Source organism: Stenotrophomonas sp. YJH_SMC_133, assembly GCF_059370655.1.
The window spans coordinates 100,746-119,761 of record NZ_JCAFTW010000001.1; the positions used below are offsets into that span (position 1 = coordinate 100,746).

At 66.4% G+C, this 19,016-nt stretch carries 16 protein-coding genes; 9 read left to right on the forward strand and 7 right to left on the reverse strand.

The features are described from left to right. The first annotated feature begins 68 nt into the window (after positions 1 to 68). Positions 69 to 782: a response regulator transcription factor gene (locus AC5P78_RS00410; protein WP_005410617.1), complete on the forward strand. Its 714-nt coding sequence runs from the start codon at positions 69 to 71 to the stop codon at positions 780 to 782. Next, positions 769 to 2,055 (forward strand): sensor histidine kinase, encoded by a 1,287-nt coding sequence (locus tag AC5P78_RS00415; protein WP_005410616.1) that lies wholly within the window; start codon positions 769 to 771, stop codon positions 2,053 to 2,055. The genes AC5P78_RS00410 and AC5P78_RS00415 overlap by 14 nt, the downstream gene beginning before the upstream one ends. An 86-nt stretch (positions 2,056 to 2,141) precedes the next feature. Here AC5P78_RS00415 and AC5P78_RS00420 read toward each other — a convergent pair whose 3' ends face one another. Beyond that, complete coding sequence (locus AC5P78_RS00420; protein WP_065183429.1) at positions 2,142 to 2,531, reverse strand: VOC family protein; 390 nt, start codon at positions 2,529 to 2,531, stop codon at positions 2,142 to 2,144. 127 nt (positions 2,532 to 2,658) lie between these two features. On the opposite strand from AC5P78_RS00420, the gene AC5P78_RS00425 reads away from it, so the two are divergent. Next, positions 2,659 to 3,909, forward strand: a complete 1,251-nt coding sequence (locus AC5P78_RS00425; protein WP_065183430.1) for a DUF819 family protein — start codon at positions 2,659 to 2,661, stop codon at positions 3,907 to 3,909. A 351-nt stretch (positions 3,910 to 4,260) separates the two neighbouring features. On the opposite strand, the gene AC5P78_RS00430 is transcribed toward AC5P78_RS00425, so the two are convergent. Next, the gene (locus tag AC5P78_RS00430; RefSeq protein WP_005410613.1) at positions 4,261 to 4,485 is read right to left on the reverse strand and encodes a YbdD/YjiX family protein; all 225 of its coding nucleotides are present in this window, start codon (positions 4,483 to 4,485) and stop codon (positions 4,261 to 4,263) included. Next, positions 4,485 to 6,566 (reverse strand): carbon starvation CstA family protein, encoded by a 2,082-nt coding sequence (locus tag AC5P78_RS00435; RefSeq protein ID WP_005410612.1) that lies wholly within the window; start codon positions 6,564 to 6,566, stop codon positions 4,485 to 4,487. The genes AC5P78_RS00430 and AC5P78_RS00435 overlap by 1 nt, the downstream gene beginning before the upstream one ends. Positions 6,567 to 6,781: 215 nt before the next feature. On the opposite strand from AC5P78_RS00435, the gene AC5P78_RS00440 reads away from it, so the two are divergent. Continuing rightward, positions 6,782 to 7,633 (forward strand): pirin family protein, encoded by an 852-nt coding sequence (locus tag AC5P78_RS00440; protein WP_033834360.1) that lies wholly within the window; start codon positions 6,782 to 6,784, stop codon positions 7,631 to 7,633. Positions 7,634 to 7,761: 128 nt separating this feature from the next. Here the strand turns inward: AC5P78_RS00440 and AC5P78_RS00445 are convergent, their stop codons facing one another. From AC5P78_RS00445 to AC5P78_RS00460, 4 genes are all read right to left on the reverse strand, one after another. Beyond that, the gene (locus tag AC5P78_RS00445) at positions 7,762 to 8,220 is read right to left on the reverse strand and encodes a hypothetical protein (protein ID WP_005410610.1); all 459 of its coding nucleotides are present in this window, start codon (positions 8,218 to 8,220) and stop codon (positions 7,762 to 7,764) included. Positions 8,221 to 8,415: 195 nt separating this feature from the next. Further along, entirely contained in the window at positions 8,416 to 9,135 is a 720-nt protein-coding gene (gene aqpZ, locus AC5P78_RS00450) for an aquaporin Z (RefSeq protein WP_414498629.1), read from the reverse strand. 120 nt (positions 9,136 to 9,255) lie between these two features. Further along, a complete protein-coding gene (locus AC5P78_RS00455; RefSeq protein ID WP_005410608.1) occupies positions 9,256 to 10,119 on the reverse strand; it encodes a pirin family protein in 864 nt (287 codons plus the stop codon). Positions 10,120 to 10,754: 635 nt separating this feature from the next. Next, positions 10,755 to 12,818 (reverse strand): 3-hydroxyacyl-CoA dehydrogenase NAD-binding domain-containing protein, encoded by a 2,064-nt coding sequence (locus AC5P78_RS00460; RefSeq protein WP_024958698.1) that lies wholly within the window; start codon positions 12,816 to 12,818, stop codon positions 10,755 to 10,757. A gap of 235 nt (positions 12,819 to 13,053) precedes the next feature. Here AC5P78_RS00460 and rpoE point away from each other — a divergent pair, with 235 nt between their 5' ends. The 5 genes from rpoE (at position 13,054) to lepB (ending at position 18,985) form a co-directional block, all read left to right on the forward strand. After that, on the forward strand, positions 13,054 to 13,674 hold the full coding sequence (gene rpoE, locus AC5P78_RS00465) for an RNA polymerase sigma factor RpoE (RefSeq protein WP_005414197.1): 621 nt from the start codon (positions 13,054 to 13,056) through the stop codon (positions 13,672 to 13,674). Beyond that, entirely contained in the window at positions 13,671 to 14,552 is an 882-nt protein-coding gene (locus AC5P78_RS00470; RefSeq protein ID WP_005414198.1) for a sigma-E factor negative regulatory protein, read from the forward strand. Before rpoE ends, AC5P78_RS00470 begins: the two co-directional genes overlap by 4 nt. Before the next feature lie 74 nt (positions 14,553 to 14,626). Further along, positions 14,627 to 16,162 carry a DegQ family serine endoprotease gene (locus AC5P78_RS00475; RefSeq protein WP_005410604.1) on the forward strand — a complete coding sequence of 512 codons (1,536 nt, stop codon included), beginning with the start codon at positions 14,627 to 14,629 and terminating at the stop codon, positions 16,160 to 16,162. Between the two features lie 180 nt (positions 16,163 to 16,342). Then, positions 16,343 to 18,136 (forward strand): translation elongation factor 4, encoded by a 1,794-nt coding sequence (lepA, locus tag AC5P78_RS00480; protein WP_005410603.1) that lies wholly within the window; start codon positions 16,343 to 16,345, stop codon positions 18,134 to 18,136. A gap of 54 nt (positions 18,137 to 18,190) precedes the next feature. Next, a complete protein-coding gene (gene lepB / locus AC5P78_RS00485; RefSeq protein WP_005410602.1) occupies positions 18,191 to 18,985 on the forward strand; it encodes a signal peptidase I in 795 nt (264 codons plus the stop codon). Positions 18,986 to 19,016: the final 31 nt, after the last annotated feature.

Sequence of the window (19,016 nt, forward strand, 5' to 3'; positions counted from 1 at the left end):
CGCCGGGGCGACCGCATTCCGACATGTGCGGCGCTACCATGGTACGAACTTCCGTGGATGTTTCGTGCATGCGTCTGTTGGTGATCGAGGACAACCGCCAGCTGGTGGCCAACCTGTTCGACTATTTCGAGTCGCGCGGGCACGTGCTCGACGTGGCGCCGGATGGCATCACCGGACTGCACCTGGCCGGGAGCCATCCGTATGACGCCGTCATCCTGGACTGGATGCTGCCGCGCATGGAGGGCCCGGAGGTGCTGCGCCGGCTGCGCGCCGAGCATGCATCGGAAGTGCCGGTGATCATGCTGACCGCGCGTGACGAGCTGCCGGACAAGATTGCGGGCTTCCGCGCCGGTGCCGACGACTACCTGACCAAGCCGTTCGCACTCCCGGAGCTGGAGGTGCGGCTGGAAGCGCTGCTGCTGCGTGCGCAGGGCCGCAACCCGCGCAAGCGCCTGCAGGTGGGCGATCTGGTGCTGGATCTGGCCACCCTGGAAGCCCAGCGCGGCACCCAGGTGCTGCACCTGTACCCGGCCTGCCGCAAGCTGCTGGAAGTGCTCATGCGCGCCAGCCCCGGCGCGGTGACCCGCCAGCAGCTGGAATTCGCTCTGTGGGGCGACGAACCGCCGGATGGCGACCTGCTGCGTTCGCATGTCTACGAGCTGCGCCGCAGCGTGGACGGACCGTTCGCCGAGAAACTGATCCATACCCTGCCGCGGGTGGGTTACCGCTTGGCCGTGACCACGCCCAGCGATGCCGGCAAGGATGATGATGAAGGCGAGTAAGCCGGGGCCGTTGTACCGGCGCGTGGTGTGGTGGTTGCTGGGCTATCTGGCGCTGCTGTCGATCGCGGTGTTCAGCGTCGGCAACTACGTGCATGAACATGCGGAGCACGCTGCCTGGCGCGCGCTGCTCAATTCCGAACTGGACAGCATCGTCGAGCACACCGAGCACGAGCCGCACTATCGCTGGCAGGACTCGGACACGCTCAGCCTGTTCCGCTTCGATGAAGGCAACATGCCGGAAAGCGTGCGCATGCTGCACCCGGGGCTGCATGACGGGGTGCCGATCAACGGGCGGCAGACTGCGGTGATGGTGCGTGACACCGGCTCGATGGGGCGGGTGGCGCTGGCGCTGGACATTTCCGACTTCCATGACCTGGAACAGTTCGCCACGCGCTGGGTGATGCTGGCCGGGGTGATCATGATCTTCGTCACCGTGCTGATGGCGTCGTTCGGCATGGAACGCATGGTGCGCCCGTTGAGCCTGCTGGCGCAGCACATCGCCGCGCTGCGGCCGGGCGTCCAGGGCCAGCGCATCGAGGTCGACCCGCGCGGCAGCTCCGAGCTGCACACCATTGCCGATGCACTGAACGACTATCTGGACCGCAACGAGCAGTTTGTCGAACGCGAGCGGGTGTTCATCAGCACCGCCAGCCACGAGCTGCGTACGCCGATTGCGGTGATGACCGGTGCCGCAGAGCTGGCACTGGAACAGCCGGGCCTGCCCGAGCGCGCGCGCCAGCAGATGCAACGCGTGCTGCGCACCGCGCAGAGCGTGGAGCAGCTGATCGAACTGCTGCTGGTGCTGGCCCGTGACCCGGCGCGCCTGGCCGCACGCGCCGAGCGCATCGCCCTGGACCAGCTGCTGCCGGAAATCGTCGACGACCATCGCCACCTGCTCGGTGACAAGGACCTGAGCATCGGCATCCAGGCGGCCCCGGTGGATATTGTCGCGCCGCTGGCCGTCGTGCAGGCCGCGATCGGCAACCTGCTGCGCAATGCCATCGAGAACAGTGGGCGTGGCCACATTGAGTTGCGCCTGAGCTCGTCGGCGGTGCTGACCCTGCAGGACCCGGGGCATGGCATGAGCCCGGAGGAGATTGCGGCGATCCACGCGCGGATGGCCCGTGGCGAGCGCGCCGACCGTGGCGGCGGCATCGGCCTGGACCTGATCGCCCGGCTCTGCGAGCACCTTGGCTGGACCCTGCAGCTGCAGCCCTGCGAGCCGCGTGGCACGCGCGCCACGCTCGATTTCAGCGCTTCACGTCCGGCCTGAACCGGCCGTCCTGGTAGATGCAAACCTTGGTTGGCATGCTGCCCGTCGACCAAGGTCGACGCCTGCCCACGCAATGTCCGTTCGCATTACCGGCCGTTCGGCTGCGCCACATGCTGGTCGATCAGGATCACATTGCCGTCGGGATCGGCCAACTGCAGGTAGCCGGTGCCCCGCCCACGAGGGTCGGTACGCACCGCCAGTTCAATGCCCTTCGCATCCAGTTCCGCCTGCAGTTCACGTACATCCTGGAAGTGGGGCAGTTCCTGCTTGTGCTGGTCCCAGCCCGGGTTGAAGGTGAGCAGGTTGCCCTCGAACATGCCCTGGAACAGGCCGATGACAACGCCGTTGTTGCGCATCACCAGCCAGTTCTGCGCCGGCTCGCCACCGGTCACCGAGAAGCCCAGTGCTTCGTAGAAGCTGCGGGAGGCCGCCAGGTCCCTGACCGAGAGGCTGACGGAGAAGGCGCCGAGCTGCATGGGAGTGGCTCCGGGAAAGGGCAGCCGGCACTGCAGCATGACCCGGCGTGAAGACAATGTTAATCTCGGGGTGCGCCGCTTCATGCGGCGCTTTTTTTTCCCGCTCTTTCGATCGACAGAGGATCCCATGCCGACCGAACCCGCTACTGCCCTGATCAGCAACGACATCGTTGGCCTGGGCCTGATTGCCGCCACCCTGGCCCTGATCTTCTGGGCTGCCAGTGGCCCGACCCCGTTGTTGAAGAAGATCTTCGCCTGGGTGCCGGCGCTGCTGCTGTGCTACTTCGTCCCCGCCATCTACAACACCGCCGGTGTCATCGACGGCCACAACACCTCGCTGTACAACCCGGTCGCGCGTGACGTGCTGCTGCCGGCCGCGCTGGTCCTGCTGACCCTGTCGATCGACCTCAAGGGTATTGCCAAGCTCGGCCCGAAACTGCTGATCGTGTTCTGCGCCGGTACCGCCGGCATCATGCTCGGCGCCATCGTCTCGTTCCAGCTGATGAAGCTGATCCACCCCGAAACCGTGGCCGGTGATACCTGGGCCGGCATGGCGGCGCTGGCCGGCAGCTGGATCGGCGGCGGCGCCAACATGGTGGCCATGCGCGAAGTGTTCGGCACCGATGCCACCACCTTCGGCCAGTTCGCGGTGGTCGACGTGGCCTGCGCCAGCCTGTGGATGGCCATCCTGCTGTTCCTGGCCAACCGCGCGCAGCAGATCGATACCCGCAACGGTGCCGATACCCGTGCCATCGATGAGATGAAGTCGCGCATCAGTGCCTACGAGGCGCAGAACGCGCGCATTCCCAGCATGACCGACCTGATGGTGATCGTCGGCGTGGCACTGGGCGGCGTCGGCCTGGCCCATGCCATCGCCGCGCCGCTGGCGGGCTGGTTCAAGGCCAATGTCAGCTGGGCCAGCCAGTTCAGCCTGGACAGCCAGTTCGTGTGGGTGATCCTGCTGTCGACAGCGATGGGCCTGGGCCTGAGCTTCACCCGTGCGCGCCGGCTGGAAGCTGCGGGCGCTTCGCGGCTGGGCACGGTGTTCCTGTACTTCCTGATCGCCTGCATCGGCATGCAGATGAACCTGCTGTCGCTGCTGGACCGGCCGTGGCTGTTCCTGCTCGGCGCGATCTGGATGGCCACGCATGTGCTGGTGCTGTGGGTGGTGGCCAAGCTGCTGCGCGCGCCGCTGTTCTTCTTCGCGATCGGTTCGCAGGGCAACATCGGCGCAGCCGCTTCGGCCCCCGTGGTGGCCGCGGCGTTCCATCCGACGCTGGCTCCGGTGGGCGTGCTGCTGGGCACGGTGGGCTACGCCACCGGCACCGGGCTGGCCTATGTCACTGGCCTGATCCTGAAGTGGATGGCCAACGGCTGAGTCCGGGCCGCCCCGGCGTCATGCTTGCGTAGATCCACGCCATGCGTGGATGCATTTCATGGGCCTCCATGAACATGGAAGGGGTCAGATCCGTTTCCCGGAGGAAACGGATCTGACCCCTGATGCATCTCGCCGTCACCGGAAATCTGTCGAAGGTGGGGTGGTGTCGGATGGCGGGGTGTCCGCGGCATGGATGCCGCGGCCAAGCCCCCAGGGATGGGTTTACGGCGTCCCCGCCATCCGACACCACCCCGCCAAGCACACAGAAACCCAGAGCCGACGCCTCAGCTGTTGCCGTTGCTCCGGCCTCTGCGGGCGCCGGGCTGCAAGCCCGGCACCCACCCTGGAACCTCAACAGCAGCGACCACCGTTGCGTCCGCCGTAGCGCGCTTCCTGGCGCTCGCGGAAGAACGTCTTGTAATCCATCGGCTCCTGGTCCGGATGCTTTTCCAGCATGTGCCGGACGTAGTTGTCGTAATCAGGAATGCCACAGCACAGTCGGGCGGTCTGCACCAGGCGCCGCCAGATGCGGCGGTGTGCCTGGTACTGGCCGGCGGGAACCAGTTGCGTGCTCATCACAGATCCACCATTTCATGCGGCTTCAGCGCCACGTACGGGGTCTCGCGGTCGCTGCGCTGCGGATTGCGGCGGGCCGCCAGGATGGTCTTGATCGAATACACCAGCACTGCGCCCACCACCAGCAGGAACAGCGCGGTCAGGCCGGTGTTGACGTAGGCGTTGACCACGATCTGCTTCATCTGCGCCACCGATTTGGCCGGTGCCGTGATGGTGTCGCTGGCGAGGGCGGCCTGGAACTTGTGTGCCTGGGCCAGGAAGCCCTGCGCCGGATTGCTGTCGAAGATCTTGATGAAGCCGGCGTAAGTGGTGCAGATCAGCAGCCAGATGGCCGGCACGGCCGTCACCCACGCATAGCGGTCACGCTTCATCTTGAACAGCACCACCGTGCCCAGCATCAGCGCGATACCCGCCAGCATCTGGTTGGAGATGCCGAACAGCGGCCACAGCGTCTGGATGCCACCGAACGGATCGACCACACCGGTGTAGAGCAGGTAGCCCCACAGCGCCACGCAGCCGGCGGTACCGATGATGTTGGCGGTCCACGATTCGGTCTTCTTCAGGGCCGGCACGAAGTTGCCCAGCAGGTCCTGCAGCATGAAGCGACCGGCACGGGTGCCAGCGTCGACTGCCGTGAGGATGAACAACGCTTCGAACAGGATCGCGAAGTGGTACCAGAACGCCATCATCGCGTCGCTGCCACTGGGAATCGCTTCGTGCAGGATCTGCGCGATGCCCACCGCCAGTGTCGGTGCGCCACCTGCGCGATGCAGGATGGTCGGTTCACCAATGGCCGCCGCGGTCGCGGTCAGCTGCTCGGGCGTGATGGTGAAGCCCCAGGTGTTGGTGATGTAGTGCGCCGCCGAGGCCGCATCGGCACCGATCACCGCCGCCGGGCTGTTCATCGCGAAGTAGATGCCCGGATCGATGATCGAGGCCGCCACCAGCGCCATCACCGCCACGAACGATTCCATCAGCATGCCGCCGTAGCCGATGTAGCGCATGTGCGCTTCATTGGCCAGCAGCTTCGGCGTGGTGCCGGAGGAAATCAACGCGTGGAAGCCGGAGACCGCACCGCAGGCGATGGTGATGAACAGGAACGGGAACATGCCGCCCTTCCACACCGGGCCATCACCACTGGCAGCGAACTGGGTCAGCGCCGGCATCTTCAGTTCCGGCATCACAATCAGGATGCCGACGGCCAGCGCGATGATGGTGCCGATCTTGAGGAAGGTCGACAGGTAATCGCGGGGGGCCAGCAGCAGCCACACCGGCAGCACCGAGGCAACGAAGCCGTAACCGATCAGCATCCAGGTGATCTGGGTGCCGGTGAAGGTGAAGGCCGGGCCCCAGACCGGATCGGCGGCGACCTTGCCGCCGTACCAGATCGCGGCCAGCAGCAGGATCAGGCCGACCACCGAAATCTCGCCGATCCTGCCGGGGCGGATGTAGCGCATGTACACGCCCATCAGGATCGCGATGGGCATCGTCGCGATCACCGTGAACATGCCCCACGGGCTTTCGGCCAGCGCCTTGACCACCACCATCGCCAGCACCGCCAGGATGATGATCATGATCAGGAACGCACCGAACAGCGCGATGGTGCCGGGCACCTGGCCCATCTCTTCCCGCACAAGATCGCCCAGGGAGCGGCCGTTGCGGCGGCTGGACAGGAACAGGACCATGAAGTCCTGCACCGCGCCGGCCAGCACCACGCCCACCACCAGCCACAGCAGGCCGGGCAGGTAGCCCATCTGTGCGGCCAGCACCGGTCCCACCAGCGGGCCGGCACCGGCAATGGCTGCGAAATGGTGACCGAACAGCACGTGCTTGTTGGTCGGCACGTAGTCCAGGCCATCGTTGTTGATCACCGCCGGGGTGGCCCGGGTCGGATCCAGCTGCATCACCTTGTTGGCGATGAACAGGCTGTAGAAGCGGTAGGCCACCAGGTACAGCGAAACGGCGGCGACGACGATCCACAGGGCATTGATGTGTTCGCCGCGGCGCAGGGCCACGGTGCCCAGACAGAAGGCGCCGAGCAGGGCGAGTACCGCCCAGCCTATTTTGGAAAACCCTTTCATGAGGTGCTCTCTCCCGGAAAGACAGTCAAAGAGTCCCGCGTGCCCTCGGCAGGGTCAATTGGCACAGGACGAATCGGCGGTAGTACTTTGGTCGTACGCTTGTTGTGCTGACATGCAGCGAACATCAGGGATGGAACAATCGGTTGCGGCGCCGTCCATTGGCGTGCGGCCATGTGGCGTCCATCTTCAGTGGCATCCATCCAACAGGAGTCGCCATGAGCTTTCCCGAACCGGTCCGCGTATTGCGGACCATCCGTGGCATGCCCACCTCCGACGGTGCCGGCGTGCGCCTGACCCGCGTCATCGGCGGCCCGACGCTGCCTGACCTGGACCCGTTCCTGCTGCTCGATGAATTCGGCACCGACCGTGCCGAGGACTACATCGCCGGCTTCCCGGAGCATCCGCATCGCGGTTTCGAGACCGTCACCTACATGCTCGACGGGCGCATGCGGCATCGCGACAACCACGGCAACGAGGGCCTGCTTACCCCGGGCAGCGTGCAGTGGATGACCGCAGGCCGTGGCCTGGTGCATTCGGAAATGCCCGAGCAGGAAAGCGGTCAGATGCGCGGCTTCCAGCTGTGGGTGAACCTGCCGGCGAAAGAGAAGATGACCGAGCCGAAGTACCAGGAGTTCGCGCCCGAGCGCATTCCCGTGGTGCGGCCGGACGCCGGCGTGGAAGTGAAGGTGATCGCCGGCAACGTGGATGGCACGCAGGGCCCGATCGTGCAGCCGGCCACCGATCCGCTGTACCTGGACATCACGCTGGCCCCGGATCGCGCCTGGACCTATGCCTTGCCGGAAGGGCACAACGCCTTCGCGTATGTGTTCGAAGGTGCGGTGACGGTGGGTGAGCAGGACGCGGCGCGCGACGTCGCCCGCCAGGAACTGGCGGTGCTGGGCGGTGGCGAGCAGCTGCATCTGTCGGCCGGCAGCGAGGGTGCGCGGCTGATCCTGGTGGCTGGTCGTCCGTTGCGAGAACCGGTGATGCGCCATGGCCCGTTCGTGATGAACACGCGGCAGGAACTCATGCAGGCCTTCGTCGATTTCCAGGAAGGCAAGTTCTGAGGCGGTGCCGGCCGCTGGCCGGCAACTGCCTGCGGTCACGGCGGATCGAGGTGCCGGCCAGCGGCCGGCACTACCGTCAGGTCGGCTCGCATTGCGGGGATGCTGCAAGGCAGTCATCCCCGCCATCGTCAGTTCCCGGCAGCCACGGCCGACGGGGTCAGGCTCATCCCCTGCGCCAGCTGTTGCAGCGAACCCAGTTCCTGCGCGCTGTCCGGATACAGCGAAATCTGCGCGTAACGCCCTTTGTCGAGCTTGACCACGCTGATGCGGCGCTCGGCATAACCGGGCGGCTGCTGGCCTCCCAGATCGGGCTGGTACCAGTACAGTGATTCACCGCCGAAGCTGCCCTTTTCGTGGCGCAGCGAGCGGTTCAATGGAAGGTTGGGATCGCGTGCACTGAGCATCAGGCTCAGTACCTCGCGGCCATCGCTGGTGCTGGCACGGCAGACCAGGAAATCGGCCTGTGCCTGCTGTTGCCACTGCAGGCCGCTGTTGGCCGGCAATGAAGGACATTCGGTGGGAGCCTGCGCGGCGGCCTGGGCCGCAGCGAACAGCAGGCTCGACAACACTACAGGCGCGAACTTCATGCATCCCCCAAGGTGGTGTGTCGTGGCTCCGTCGGATGGACCGGCGGCCTTGGCATCCCATCCCCGGATGCCCCGCCGGCCGGCATGTGCACGGACGGTCAACTCAACCTTAACGGAACGTGAGCGATCGCACAAATTGCGGTTACAAGCGTAACCATTGCGGCCGAAGGTCAGCCGCAATGGTCCGCACAGGCCTCAGCGGTCGTTGCCGAGCCACTTGTAGATGATGCCGCCGATCGCACCGCCCAGCAGCGGGGCGACCCAGAACAGCCACAGCTGGCTGACCGCCCCGCTGCCGGCGAAGAAGGCCACGGCGGTGGAGCGGGCCGGGTTCACCGAGGTGTTGGTGACCGGGATGCTGATCAGATGGATCAGGGTCAGCGACAGGCCGATCGCCAGCGGCGCGAAGCCAGCCGGTGCCTTGCCGTGGGTGGCGCCCATGATCACGATCAGGAACACGGCGGTCAGCACCACTTCGCACAGGAAGGCCGCCGCCACGCTGTAACCGCCGGGTGACAGCGCACCATAGCCATTGCTGGCGAACGCACCGGCCTGGCTGCAGTCGATGGCGAAGCCGCTGGCCCCCGAGGCGATCTGCAGCAGGATGAAGCCGGCGAACAGGCCACCAGCCACCTGGGCGATGATGTACGGCACCAGGTCCTTGGTCGGGAAGCGGCCACCGGCCCACAGGCCGACGCTGACCGCCGGATTGAAGTGCGCGCCGGAGATATGGCCGAACGCATAGGCGCCGGTCACCACGGTCAGGCCGAAGGCGAGCGCCACGCCGAGGAACCCGATACCCAGCGGATTGCTGTCACCGCCGAACTTGGCGGCCAGCACCGCACTGCCGCAGCCACCCAGAACCAGCCAGAACGTGCCTAGGAATTCGGCGGACAAGCGTTTACCCATGCTCATGTGTTGCACTCCTTTGACGGTCGAAAGTGTGATTTATGTCACATTTCAATGATCAGCGGGTGACTGTAGCGTCAACGCCGGTGCAGGCATACACCTTCGGATGTGTGCAACACGCGATGTTCAGTACTGCGGCAGCGGGATGAATTCCTTGTCGTCGCCCGGAATGGTGCCGAAGCGGCCGGCCTCCCAATCGTGCTTGGCCTGCTCGATGCGTTCCTTCGAGCTGGACACGAAGTTCCACCACAGGTGACGCGGGCCATCCAGCGGCTCGCCACCGAACAGCATCGCCTTCACCGGCGTCTTCGCGCGCAGGCGGCCGCGTGCGCCGGCCTCGGGAATCACCAGATGCTGTGCAGGGATGTCCACGCCATCCAGCTGTGCGTCGCCTTCGAGGATGTACAGCGCGCGCTCGCGGTGGCCGTCGTCGATATCGATTTCCGCATCCGGGTCGAGATCGATCGCCACGTTGAGGGTGTCGGCGAACACCTTCACCGGCGATTCCTCGCCATAGGCGCGGCCGGCGATGACGCGCAGCCAGGCACCGTTGCGACGCTGCTCGGGCAGGGTGGCAGCGGCATGGTGGTAGAACGCCGGCTCGATCTCTTCATGCGACTTCGGCAGCGCCACCCAGGTCTGCATGCCGTGGATCGGGTTGTCGTGATCGCGGTCCGGCTGCGGCGTGCGCTCGGAATGGGCGATGCCGCGGCCAGCGGTCATCCAGTTGACGTCTCCGGGTCGGATCACCTGGTCCGAACCGAGTGTGTCGCGATGGCCGATGGCGCCCGACCACAGGTAGGTGACCGTGGCCAGGCCGATATGCGGATGCGGGCGCACGTCGATGGCGGTGCCGGGGTGCATGAGCGCCGGGCCCATCTGGTCGACGAACACGAACGAGCCGATGCTGCGCGCCTGCAGGGTGGGGACGGCGCGACGGACTTCGAGTCCGCCGATGTCGTGCACGCGCGGGGCGATGATGGTGGTCATGCGGGCGTTCTCGCTGGCAGGGATCAGGCGGTCAGCATCGCATGCAGCTGTGACGGGCACATGCCCCGTATGGGTAACAGGGTGTTCCAGCAAACGGCGCAGCCCCTCGTGGCTGTGGGGTTGGTCGCGTAAAGCAAAAGCCGCGCTTGGCCGGGCGGGGTGGGTTCGCGGGGGACGCCGTGAATCCGTCCGTGGAGGCTTGGCCGCGGCATCCATGCCGCGGACACCCCCGCGAATCCCCCCCGCCCGACCTCTGACAGTTTCCGTGTGCGTCCAGCCACGGAGAAGAAAAAAGAAAATCAAAGTCAAAATCAAACGCTGGTTGCTTCGCTCCTGGTGGCGGCCCAGGTAGCCACCCACCCGTTCGTAGTGATCCACACCGGAATCGAGATTCACCGACCGTCACCGGGAAACTGTCAGGGGTGGGGCGGTGTGGGCAGGCAGGACCGTTGGCGCCATGGATGGCGCCATCGAGCCCCCATGGATGGGTTTACGGCGTGTCCTGCCTGCCCACACCGTCCCGCCCAACAAACAGAAAAGCCAGAGCCGGCTGTTGCTCCGGCTCTGGCTTTTGAGGTTGCCGGCCAGCGGCCGGCACTACCGCGGGTGCCGGGCCGCAGGCCCGGCCGATAAACTCAAACCACTGGTTCGCGCAGGGTGGGGTTGTCCCAGCCCGGGCGCGGGGCGAAACGGTCGCCGTGGCGCTGCTGCAGTGCCTTCAGCCGCTCGACGATCGCATCGGCACCGACCGCACGGATGTGCTGGATCGGACCACCGCGGAACGGGGCAAAGCCGGTACCGAAGATCACGCCGGCATCCAGCAGGTCCGCATCGGCCACAACGCCTTCGTGCAGGCACGCCACCGCCTCGTTCAACAGCGGCAGGATCAGGCGGTCCTCAAGATCGGCCGGGGCCTGGTAGTCGCTGGCCACGTCCGGCTTCTTCGGCTTGCCGTTTTCCCAGGTGTAGATGCCCTGGCCGTCCTTCTTGCCGCGCTTGTCCGGCTCCACCGTCTGCAAGGCTGCTGGAATCTGCAGGCCCAGGAACGGCGCCAGTTCGCGGCCGACGCCGGCGGCCACGTCCAGGCCGACGGTGTCGATCAGTTCGATCGGGCCCATCGGCATGCCGAACTTCACCGCGGCCCTGTCGATCACCGGGCCCGGAATGCCTTCGGCATATGCGGTGGCGGCTTCCAGCATGTACGGGAACAGCACGCGGTTGACCAGGAAGCCCGGGCTGCCGGCCACCGGTACCGGGAACTTGCCCAGCGCCTTGCAGAACGCGGCCAGGCGGCGCTCGGTCTCCGGCGCCATGCCGTCGTGGTGGATGATCTCCACCAGTGGCATCTGCGCCACCGGGTTGAAGTAGTGCAGGCCAGCAAACTGCGCCGGGCGCTGGATGTGGTCGCGCAGTTCCACCAGCGGAATTGACGAGGTGTTGGTGGTCAGCAGCGCGTCCAGCTTCATCTTCGGTTCCAGCGTCTGGTACAGCGCACGCTTGGCTTCCGGGTTCTCGATGATCGCTTCGATCACCAGGTCGGCCTCGGCCACGCCGTTGCCTTCCAGGTCGGCACGCAGGCGCGCGGCCACGGCGGGGCGCTTGCTCTCGTCGCGCACCTTCTTGGCGAACAGCGCCTGCGCGCGCTCCATGGCCGGGTCGATGAAGCGCTGCTCGCGGTCCTGGAGAGTCACTTCAAAGCCCTTGTAGGCGGCCCAGGCGGCGATGTCACCGCCCATCACGCCGGCGCCGACCACGTGCACGTGGCGGATGCCGGAATCACCACCACCGAGGCCCTTCAGGCGTTCGGTGAGGAAGAAAATGCGGATCAGGTTGCGTGCGGTCGGGGTGCTGGCCAGCTTCACCACGGCGCGGCGTTCTGCATCCAGGCGTGCCTGGATCGGCTTGCCGCCACTGCGCTGCCAGGTGCTGATCAGCGCGTAGGGCGCCGGATACTGGTCCTTCTTGGCCTTGCGTGCGACCTGCTTGACCATCTGCGGTGCCAGCAGCGTGCGTGCCAGCCAGGTGTTGGTGGCCCAGGCCGTCGCGCGCTGCTTGAACGGGCGCGTGGTGCCGGACAGCGCCAGCGCCACGGCGGTGTCGAGCACCACGGCCGGTGCCACCACCTTGTCGACCAGCCCGATGCCACGCGCGGCCGAGGCCGACAGCGTACGGCCGGTCAGCATCATGTCCATTGCCGCGGGAGCGCCGACCAGCTGCGGCAGGCGCGCGCTGCCGCCCCAGCCCGGGAAGATGCCCAGCTGGGTTTCCGGCAGGCCGATGCGGGTGCTGCTGTCATTGGAGGCCACGCGATAGCGGCAGGCCAGCGCCAGCTCGGTGCCGCCGCCCAGGCAATGGCCGTGGATGGCCGCCACGGTGGGGCAGGGCAGCTCGGCCAGCTTCTGGTAGGTAGCCTGGCCGCGGCGGATGGCGTCGTTGACGGTGCCGCGACGGTCGAACTCCTGGAACTCCTTCAGGTCCGCCCCGGCAATGAAGCCGGCTTTCTTCAGCGACTGGATCACCACGCCCTTGGGCGGGTCCAGTGCAATGCGCTCAAGCAGGTCACCCAGCTCCAGCAGCACATCCTGCGACATGGCATTGACGCTGCTGTCCTGGCGATCCAGGGAGAGGACCACCACGCCGTCGTCGCGGATCTCGGGGTGCCAGTGGCTGAAGCGGAGACCATCGAAGCCTGAGAGCATGGACGTTCCATCCGGTTGTGTATGGAGAAGCGGCTATGATCCAGAGGTTGTTTCCCCCGCGTCAAATCCCAATAGCAGGGGAGTGGCGACCCCGGATCCATGGCCGTGGACCGGAACGCTAACGGAACGGTGGTTAAAAGCTGGTGCGGCGCCGGGTGATCGGCGACTGAACTTTTCCCGGGATTGGCAGTCTCATTGCCCGACGTCGGTTGGGCTGACAGGAGTGCGGCCCCTCATGGCCGAGGTTGATACACCACAGGAGCTGGATCTGGAACTGGTCCGGCGCGTGCAGCACGGCGAGAGCGCCGCGTTCGATGTCCTGGTGCGCAAGTACCAGCATCGCGTGGTGGCCCTTGTCGGCCGCTACATCGCCGACTGGAGCGAATGTCAGGACGTTGCCCAGGACACTTTCATCCGCGCCTATCGCGCGATCGGAAGTTTCCGTGGCGACGCCCAGTTCTCAACCTGGTTGCATCGAATCGCCGTGAATACCGCCAAAAACTACCTGGCTTCACACAATCGACGGCCACCGACCGATGACATCGACATCGGCGATGCCGAACAGTTCGACAGTGGTACGCGCCTGCGCGACACCGACACGCCCGAACGCGAGTTGATGCGCCAGGAGCTGGAACAGACGGTGATGAAGGCCGTCAACGCGCTGCCGGAAGAGCTCCGGTCGGCGATCACCCTGCGCGAGGTGGAAGGCCTGAGCTACGAGGAAATCGCGCAGAAAATGGGGTGCCCGATCGGCACCGTGCGTTCACGGATCTTCCGGGCGCGCGAGGCGATCGACACCGAACTCCGGCCGCTGTTGGACATCGGCAGCGCCACCCGTGAGAAGAGCCGCGTATGACCAGTAACCCGTTCAACGAATCGCAGAACCATCAATCGCCCGCCGGGCAGCGCCTGGACCAGCGCCATCGCGAGCAGCTGTCGGCCCTGGTCGATGGCGAGCTGGGCGCCGATGAAGCGCGCTTCCTGCTGCGGCGGATGGAGCATGACCCCGAACTGGCCGGCTGCCAGGAGCGCTGGCAGCTGCTGGGCGACGTGATGCGTGGGCAGGCGTCGGCACTGGCCCCGGCCGGGTTCAGTTCCGCCGTGGCTGCTGCCATCGCCGCCGAGCCTGCGCCGCAGGCCGAGCCGCGCCGTCAGGTACGTCGCAGTGGCTGGCGGGCCTGGGGCGGTGGTGCCGCACTGGCCGCTTCAGTGGCAGCGGTGGCGCTGTTCATGGGCGGTGAGAAGCTGAAGGAAGCCACCCCGGGCGAGCCGTTGGCACCTCAGGTGATCGCCAGCCAGGCGGAGCTGCCGACCGTGCCGACCGATCCTGCCCCGGTTACCGAAGCCTCTGCAGACACGGCTGCGATGGCTGTGGCGGCGGCTCCCGCCCTGGCGATGGCCACTGCCGGTCGCCGCCAGGACACCCGCCGCGCCAGTGCCACCCGCAGCCAGCAGGCCGCGCGTGCCGCCCAGCGTGAGGACGTGCCGCAACGCGCGGTGGCTGCTGCGCAGGCGCCGCTGACCCCGACCGTACCGGCCAATGGCAGCCGCAACATGCCGTTTGGCGAGGTCGGTGGGCTGCAGGCGCGGCCGTGGCCGCGTTCCAGCCTGGCGCCTGCCGCCGGCGGCGCGCTCAATGCCAGCTTCCCGGCCCATACCGGTGGCGCCGCCTTCTACCCGTTCGAGCCGCGCCTGCAGGACGACCTGCCGGTGCCGCCGCGCCCGCGCGACTGAGCCGGGCGCTTTCACGCCCCGCCGTCAGCGGGGCCCGTATTCCTCTTTCCATCCGATCCGGAGGTTGCCGTCCGATGACTCCCCGACTCCGCACGCAGGCCATGGGCCTGTTGGCCCTGACCCTGCCGCTGGTGGCCTGCGCGCAGGCACCGGCTCCGGCCGCCCCGACCCAGGCTGCTCCAGCCACCGCGCCAAGGGCACCGGCACAGCCGCTGGTTACCGGCCTGCCCGATTTCACCAACCTTGTTGAACAGGTCGGGCCGGGTGTGGTCAACGTCGACACCACCATCGTCCGCACCAACCGCCAGGCTTCGCGGGGCCCGATGGGCGGTGACGACGACATGCCGGAATTCTTCCGTCGCTTCTTCGGCCCGGACTTCCCGATGCCGGGGCAGGGCCCGGGCGGCCCGGACGGTGGCCCCAGCATCAAGGGCCGCGGCATGGGCTCGGGCTTCATCATTTCGCCCGATGGCTATGTGCTGACCAACTACCACGTGGTGGCCGATGCCAGCGACGTGAAGGTCAAGCTGGGCGACAGCCGTGAGTTCAACGCCAAGGTGGTGGGCAGCGACCAGCAGTACGACGTGGCGCTGCTGAAGATCGATGGCAAGAACCTGCCGACCGTGCGCGTGGGTGATTCCAATACGCTGAAGCCCGGCCAGTGGGTTGTCGCGATCGGCTCGCCGTTTGGTCTCGACCATTCGGTCACCGCCGGTATCGTCAGTGCACTGGGGCGTAGCACGGGTGGCGCCGACCAGCGCTACGTGCCGTTCATCCAGACCGACGTGGCGATCAACCAGGGCAACTCCGGCGGTCCGTTGCTGAACACCCGCGGCGAAGTGGTCGGCATCAACTCGCAGATCTTCTCCGCCTCCGGCGGCTACATGGGCATCAGCTTCGCGATCCCGATCGACCTGGCGATGAGCGCGGTCGAGCAGATCAAGAAGAGTGGCAAGGTCACCCGTGGCCAGCTGGGTGCGGTGGTCGAGCCGATCGATGCGCTGAAGGCGCAGGGCCTGGGCCTGCCCGACAGCCGTGGCGCGCTGGTCAACCAGATCGTCGCCGGCAGTGCCGCAGAGAAGGCAGGTGTGCAGATCGGCGATGTGGTGCGTTCGGTCAACGGCAGCCCGGTCAACAGCTGGTCCGACCTGCCGCCGCTGATCGGTGCGATGGCACCGGGCAGCCGGGTCACGCTGGGGGTGATCCGCGACGGCAAGCCGCGCGACCTCAGCGCCACGCTCACGGCGCTGAGCGAAGACGGTCAGGGCAATGCCCGTGCGGCGTCTGCCGCCAGGCCCGATGCGGCACCGCAGGCCGGCGCCAATGCCCTGCTGGGCCTGGACGTGAGCGACCTGACCGCACCGCAGCGCAAGCAGTTCGGCCTGGATGGCAACGAAGGCGTGCGTATCACCGGAGTCAAGGGCCAGGCGGCGCGTGATGCCGGCCTGTCTCCGGGCATGGTGATCCTGCAGGTCGGCCGCACCCCGGTCGGCAGCGTGGAGAGCCTGAACCGGGCGCTGTCCAGCTACAAGAAGGACGACGTGGTGATGCTGCTGGTGCGCACCGGCAACGGCAACAGCGCCTTCGTGGCGGTCAAGGCCGGCCAGTAAGGCCTGCCGGGGCCGCTTCGGCGGCCCCTGTGTCTCCCCTGAAGCCCCGCCCTGGCGGGGCTTCGGCCTTTCCGGGCGGGGCCCGAGCAGTCCGCTTTCGCGGTGGGGCGCCGGGCATGCGATAATCGACCGTTACCCTGACGACGCCGCGCGCCGCCGCCACCTATGTCTTCTGATTCGATGCGGAACATCCGCAACTTCTCCATCATCGCCCATGTCGACCACGGCAAGTCCACGCTGGCCGACCGCATCATCCAGCTCTGTGGTGGCCTGCAGGCCCGCGAGATGGAAGCGCAGGTGCTCGACTCCAACCCGATCGAGCGCGAGCGCGGCATCACGATCAAGGCGCAGTCGGTGTCGTTGCCGTACCTGGCCAAGGACGGGCAGACCTACCATCTGAACTTCATCGACACCCCCGGCCACGTCGACTTCTCCTATGAAGTCAGCCGCTCGCTGGCCGCCTGCGAAGGCGCGCTGCTGGTGGTCGATGCGGCCCAGGGCGTGGAAGCGCAGTCGGTGGCCAACTGCTACACCGCGGTGGAGCAGGGCCTGGAAGTGGTGCCCGTGATCAACAAGATCGACCTGCCGACCGCCGACATCGAGCGCGCCAAGGCCGAGATCGAGGCCGTGATCGGCATCGACGCCTCCGACGCCGTGCCGGTCAGTGCCAAGACCGGCCTGAACGTGCAGGACGTGCTGGAAGCGATCGTGCATCGCATCCCGCCGCCGACACCGCGCGACACCGAGAAGCTGCAGGCGCTGATCATCGACTCCTGGTTCGACAACTACCTGGGCGTGGTCTCGCTGGTACGCGTGATGCAGGGCGAGATCAAGGCCGGTGACAAGCTGCAGGTGATGTCCACCGGCCGCAACCACCAGGTCGACAACGTCGGCGTGTTCACGCCGAAGCGGAAAGTGCTGCCTGCGCTGCGTGCCGGTGAAGTGGGCTGGGTCACCGCCAGCATCAAGGACGTGCACGGTGCGCCGGTCGGCGACACCCTGACCCTGGCTGGCGACCCGGCACCGAAGCCGCTGCCGGGCTTCCAGGAAATGCAGCCGCGCGTGTTCGCCGGTCTGTTCCCGGTCGATGCCGAAGATTACCCGGACCTGCGCGAAGCGCTGGACAAGCTGCGCCTGAACGATGCCGCGCTGCGTTTCGAGCCGGAAAGCTCCGAGGCGATGGGCTTCGGCTTCCGCTGCGGCTTCCTGGGCATGCTGCACATGGAAATCGTGCAGGAACGCCTGGAGCGCGAGTACAACCTGGACCTGATCAGCACCGCGCCGACGGTGGTGTATGAAGTCCTGAAGACCGATGGCTCGATCATCAACATGGACAACCCGGCCAAGCTGCCGCCGGTGAACCAGGTCGAGGAGATCCGCGAGCCGATCATCCGTGCCAACGTGCTCACTCCCGAGGAGTACATCGGCAACATCATCAAGCTGTGCGAAGAAAAGCGGGGCAGCCAGATCGGCATCAACTACCTGGGCAGCCAGGTGCAGATCAGCTATGAGCTGCCGATGGCCGAGGTGGTGCTGGACTTCTTCGACAAGCTGAAGTCGGTCAGCCGTGGCTACGCCTCGCTGGACTATCACTTCGTGCGCTTCGACGCCGGCCCGTTCGTGCGCGTGGACGTGCTGATCAACGGCGACAAGGTCGATGCACTGTCGCTGATCGTGCACCGCAGCCATGCCGACCGTCGTGGCCGCGAGCTGTGCGAGAAGATGAAGGACCTGATTCCGCGCCAGATGTTCGACGTCGCCATCCAGGCTGCGGTCGGCTCGCAGATCATCGCCCGTACCACGGTCAAGGCCATGCGCAAGAACGTGCTGGCCAAGTGCTATGGTGGCGACGTTTCGCGCAAGAAGAAGCTTCTGGAAAAGCAGAAGGAAGGCAAGAAGCGCATGAAGCAGGTCGGCCGCGTGGAGATCCCGCAGGAAGCGTTCCTGGCCGTGCTGCAGATGGACAACAAGTAATCCCGCACCGGCCCTGCGGGGCCGGTCGTCCGGTGACGTTGCAAAGGACCCTGAATGAAACTGTTTGAGATCCTCCTGGTCGTGCTGACCCTGGCCTCGGGCCTGATCCTGCTTGCGGACAAGCTGTACCTCGCCAAGCGTCGCGCCCAGCGCGCCGGCCTGCTCGATTCCGAGCCGGTGCTGGTGGATTACTCGCGTGCGTTCTTCCCGGTGCTGGCGATCGTGCTGATCGTGCGCAGCTTCATTGCCGAACCGTACAAGATCCCGTCCAGCTCGATGATGCCGAACCTGCTGATCGGCGATTTCATCCTGGTCAACAAGTTCTCCTACGGCCTGCGCCTGCCGATCAGCAACACCAGGATCGTGCCGTTCGGCGAGCCGTCGCGTGGCGACGTGGTGGTATTCCACTTCCCCGGCCACAGCGACAACGACCCGGCCAAGGGCGAGAACTTCATCAAGCGCGTGATCGGCGTGCCGGGTGACACCGTGGTCTTCGAAGGCGACGGCGTGATCCTCAATGGCGAGCCGCTGAAGTACGACAACAAGGGCATCTACGCCGGCCACAAGGGTCAGGGCGAAGGCGCCAACCTGCTGGTCGAGCACCTGCCGGGCCGCACCCACACCGTGCTGGAGACCGACTACCCGCGCGGCCAGGGCCAGTGGACGGTGCCGGCCGGCAAGTACCTGGTGATGGGCGACAACCGCGACAACAGCGACGATGGCCGTTTCTGGGGCCTGCTGCCGGAAGAGAACCTGCGCGGCAAGGCCTTCCTGATCTGGCTGAACTGCCAGGGCTGGTTCTGCAAGGATGGCTTCGAGCCGTCGCGGATCGGCTCGAGCATCAACTGATCGGGCATCAACTGAGTACCTTCACATCCAA